Genomic DNA, 2137 nt, shown 5'->3' on the forward strand with positions numbered 1-2137 from the left:
TGTCCCCATCCGCAATCAGCCCAGGAAGTCTCGCAACGCATACAGCGGACACGGACGGGGACACCTATATCACAATCTCAACATTTCGCTATTGGCGCATGAGCTTGCGCAGCACGTACTGCAGAATGCCTCCGTTGCGGTAGTAGTCGGCCTCGCCGGGGGTGTCGATACGCACAACGGCGTCGAATTCGGTGACCGAGCCATCCGCATGCGTGGCGGTGACATGCACGGTCTTCGGCGTGGCACCGGCATTCAGCCTTTCAACGCCCTCGATATCGTAGGTCTCGGTGCCGTCGAGGCCCAGGGACTCATAGGATTCACCCTCGGGGAACTGCAACGGCAGCACACCCATGCCAATGAGGTTGGAGCGGTGGATGCGCTCGAAGCTTTCGGTGATCACGGCCTTCACGCCCAGCATGACGGTGCCCTTGGCGGCCCAGTCACGAGACGAACCGGTGCCGTATTCCTTGCCGGCCAACACCACCAGCGGCACGTCGTTGGCGATGTAATCCTCGGAGGCCTCGAAAATCGTCGTCGGAGCCTTCTTGAGGAAGTCGTAGGTGAAGCCGCCCGGCGTCACCTCCTCACCCACGGAGGCAAGCAGCTGGTTACGCAGCCGAATGTTGCCGAAAGTGCCGCGCACCATGATCTCGTGGTTGCCTCGGCGAGAACCATAGGAGTTGAAATCCTTCTGCGCCACGCCACGCTCGATCAGATACCTGCCGGCAGGGCTGGACGCCTTGAACGCACCGGCCGGGGAGATGTGGTCGGTGGTCACGGAATCGCCGAGCAGAGCCAGAACGCGGGCCCCGTGAATATCGGTGACGGGCTCGGGCTCGGCGCTCATACCGTCGAAGAACGTCTGCCTGCGCACATAGGTGGAGTTCGGATCCCATGCGAACTGCTCACCTGCCGGCACATCCAGACCCCTCCAACGCCGATCGCCGTCGAACACGGAAGCGTAGTCCTTCACGAACATCTCGCGAGAGACGGTGTCCGCCACTGTTTTGGCGATTTCTTCGTTGGACGGCCAGATATCACGCAGGAACACCTTGACACCATCCTTGTCGACGCCCAACGGCTGGGTCTCGAAATCGAAATCCATCGTGCCGGCAAGCGCATACGCGATCACCAGCGGCGGCGAAGCCAGATAGTTCATTTTGACGTCCGGACTGATGCGGCCTTCGAAGTTACGGTTGCCGGAAAGCACTGCGGTGACGGTCAGGTCGTTCTCATTGACGGCCTTGGAGATTTCCGGCAGCAGCGGACCGGAGTTGCCGATGCAGGTGGCGCAGCCGAAACCAACCAGCTGGTATCCGAGCGCATCAAGATCGTCCTGCAAACCGGCCTTGGCGAGATAGTCGGCCACCACCTGGGAGCCGGGCGCCAGCGAGGTCTTCACCCACGGCTTGGGGCTCAGGCCGCGCGAGTGCGCATTGCGGGCGATCAGACCGGCGGCGATCATGACGGACGGGTTGGACGTATTGGTGCAGGACGTGATCGAGGCGATTGCGACATCGCCGTTCTTCAGGTCGAAATCGCCGCGGAAATCGGTGGAGACCGCGACCGGGTCCTTCACCGTCCGTTCGGTTTCGTATGCAGGCAGCGTTTCCTCGAACTTCTTCTTGGCATCATCGAGCACAATGCGGTCCTGGGGGCGCTTCGGTCCGGCAATGGAGGGAACCACCGTTCCCAAATCCAGCTCCAGATACTCCGAATACTGCGGCTCCACATAGTTCGGATCCTTGGCGTCGCCCCACAACCTGTTGGCCTTGGCATAGGCCTCGACCAGCGCGACCTGCTCGGCGGAACGACCGGTGAGGCGCAGGTAGTCCAAGGTCACGTCATCAATCGGGAAGATGCCGCAGGTGGAGCCGAACTCAGGACCCATATTGCCGATGGTGGCGCGGTTCGCCAACGGCACCGAGGCGATGCCCTCGCCGTAGAACTCCACGAATTTACCGACCACACCGTGCCGACGCAGCATATCGGTAATCGTCAGAACCACGTCGGTGGCCGTCACACCCTCCGGAATGGAACCCGTGAGCTTGAACCCAACCACTCGCGGCACCAGCATGGAAATGGGCTGGCCGAGCATGGCTGCCTCGGCCTCGATGCCGCCCACGCCCCAACCGAG

Annotated in this window: 1 protein-coding gene; it reads right to left on the reverse strand. The window is 61.8% G+C overall.

Features of this window, described 5'->3' with window-relative positions; genetic code table 11:
- Positions 1 to 88: 88 nt before the first annotated feature.
- On the reverse strand, positions 89 to 2137 hold a 2049-nt coding region (gene acnA / locus B2994_RS07330), incomplete at its 5' end, for an aconitate hydratase AcnA (RefSeq protein WP_291527710.1).

The organism is Bifidobacterium sp. UBA744, from assembly GCA_002298605.1.
Taxonomy (GTDB): domain Bacteria; phylum Actinomycetota; class Actinomycetes; order Actinomycetales; family Bifidobacteriaceae; genus Bifidobacterium.